The organism is Halarchaeum acidiphilum MH1-52-1 (genome assembly GCF_000474235.1).
GTDB lineage: Archaea > Halobacteriota > Halobacteria > Halobacteriales > Halobacteriaceae > Halarchaeum > Halarchaeum acidiphilum.
On sequence record NZ_BATA01000131.1, the window covers coordinates 1 to 2,461 of the forward strand.

Annotated in this window: 1 protein-coding gene and 1 pseudogene; both read left to right on the forward strand. The window is 60.0% G+C overall.

The genetic code is table 11. The features are described from left to right. Positions 1-555 (forward strand): annotated as a pseudogene (locus AOZ13_RS13450) (DNA primase); the annotation flags it as partial. Then, positions 555-2,072: a primase-associated protein gene (locus AOZ13_RS13455; RefSeq protein ID WP_021780863.1), complete on the forward strand. Its 1,518-nt coding sequence runs from the start codon at positions 555-557 to the stop codon at positions 2,070-2,072. The pseudogene AOZ13_RS13450 and the gene AOZ13_RS13455, both read left to right, overlap by 1 nt. Positions 2,073-2,461: the final 389 nt, after the last annotated feature.

A 2,461-nucleotide genomic window follows, 5' to 3' on the forward strand; every position in this document is an offset into this window, starting at 1 on the left:
GAGCAACCCGACCCGCGTCCGGACGCCGTCTACTACGCGCTCGATAACTGGGAGCGCCCCTGGGTGTTGCTCGTCGACATCGACGCGAAGACCATCGCCCGCAATCGCGCCGAGGACGTACTCCCACACAACACGAGTGGGCGCGACGACGAAGCGCTCCTTGACGTCACCGGCATACTGGACGCAGACCCAGCCGGGTATCCGTATGCGTTCGAAGACGTTGAGCGAGCGATCGAGTACGGCTTCGAGGTACGGGAGATCTTTGAGGATGACTTCGACGCCGAGGAGACGATAGTTGTCTACAGCGGGCAGGGCGTCCACGTCTATCTCCTCGACACGGATCCTGCCCACCGCTACGACGCGCAGAGTCGCGAAGTCCTCAACGACCTCCTCCTCGAGTCCTACGACATCCCGATCGACCCGGTCGTCACCGCCGACCGCCGCCGCGTCGCCCGCCTCCCCTACTCGCTGCACGCCGACGTCTGCCGGATCGTCCAGCCGATCGAGAGCCCGCAGTTCGACCCGCGGACTGCAACTCCCGAATTCCTCGACTGATGGCCACCACGACCCCCACCGACGACGAACGCACCGCCTACCAGGTCGCCGCACTCCCCACCGAATACGGCAAGATACGGATCACCCAGTTGTTCACGCGCGGATTCGATCGCTACATCGTCGACGGCGAGGACCAACCCGAAGACCTCCTCGACGACCTCGAACGCTTCGGGACGGCCGCGTTCAAAGAAGACGTTCGTGACGCGGCGGCGCGTGACCCGTTCGTCGACGAACCGGGGACGCTCGCGGTGCTCGCGACGCTGAGCGCGATCTGCATCAAAGCCCATCCGAAGTTCGAGGACGTCCCACCGCGGAAGATCCAGCCACTCTACGACGTCCGCGAGCTCTACGTGAACAATCTCGGCTCGTTCATGCGCGAATACGGCGGCGGCACCCTCCAGCAAGACATCGCGGAGGTCCTCTACGCGAAAGACCCTGGCGAGGACGGACCGCATCCGGGGAGGGTCTGCACCGGGATCAGGGAGATGTCCGAGTTCGATGGCGGCCTCTATCTCGAAATCCCGATGGCCGCTGCCTCCCGGCAGTGTCTCGTCCGCGACGACCAGCGGCCCAGTGATGGGGATGACACAGCGGAGATTCGGACGCGCGTGAAGGATAACAACCTGTACGTGCCGGCTGGCGATTTCGACGCGAAATACGAGGAGTACGCGCGTGAGGCGTTCAAAAAGCTCCTCAGCGTGCAGGAGGATGGCCTCTCCGAGGACCAGCAGACGTGGTTGGTGGCGAACGAGTCCGCGATCACCGAACGGATCGACCGCTTCCTCGAGGGCAGCAATCACGATCGGATTTGGCGCGACTGGGACCGTGGTGAACGTCTCATGCGCGTCCTTCGCGACGCAGTTACTGATGCGCCTGATGACACGGCGACGGTCGGCGAGTTCCACCCGGCGCAGGCCTTCTACGACGCTCTTGATGCCTACGACTCGGAAGCGTCGTGGAAAGAGGATATCCAGAATCGAGTTTCGAGTCCGCGCAGCCTCGGGAATCTCCTTGCCTCCCAGCAGGATCATCGCAGTCTCACAGTCAAGCACAACCGCGAGACGAATCAATACCGGATTGATGCCTCGTCCCGTGGTGCCCACCCAATTACCATCGAGTCCATCGAGGACCTCTTCGAGCTGCCGTGTATGGCGGCTATGGCCGAGCGCCTTCAGGAGAAGAAACCAGTACGGAAGGACCTCTATAACTTCGTGCGGATGGTCATGTGGTTACCACAGTACCGGGAGAGCAGTCTGGACGAGATTGTCGCGGATCTCAAAGACGTCTTCTCGCAATGGCCGTGGTACGACGAGCAGACGACTGACTACCAGATTCGCTACGAGTTCTCGAACACGATTGACGGCGAAACCCCACTCCCGATGAATTGTGACAACGACGACCTGCAGCGCTACTGCATCGGACAGGACCAGTGCGACTATTCGATCTGGGGGAGCGTTCCTTTTCCGGACGAGATGTACGACCAGCTTGACGAGTTGGATTCCACGGGCGAATTCTAACCCATCGAAATATCGAGTTGTCCTCTGTGATAAGAACGACAGTCAATCTTGAGTCGCGTCGCGCAGTTTTCTCCGGGTTTCACGACCCATACTGCCTAATATAGCTGATTCACTCGGGAGATGGCGGTATCGCCGGAGCAGTGATAGTGACTGTTGGCCCTCGGGTTGGTGACCGATACTTCCCTGAGTTGCTTATTTCGGGCTTCTGAACCCGCCGTCGCGCAATATCTGTATCCAGTACCAGAGTAGCGAAGACGTCGTGCAGATGTATATCGTCTTAGATCTGCGCGACGAGGCTCTACCGGATTTTAACTTCGTTATTTTGCTTTCTGTACCTTCGATATGGTCCAAAGGAATGGGGAGGTACAGAAATGCAAACGCCGCTGGCT

Coding starts and splice junctions, on each gene's coding strand:
- AOZ13_RS13455 (WP_021780863.1), top strand. CDS start 555: ATGGCCACCACGACCCCCACCGACGACGAACGCACCGCCTACCAGGTC.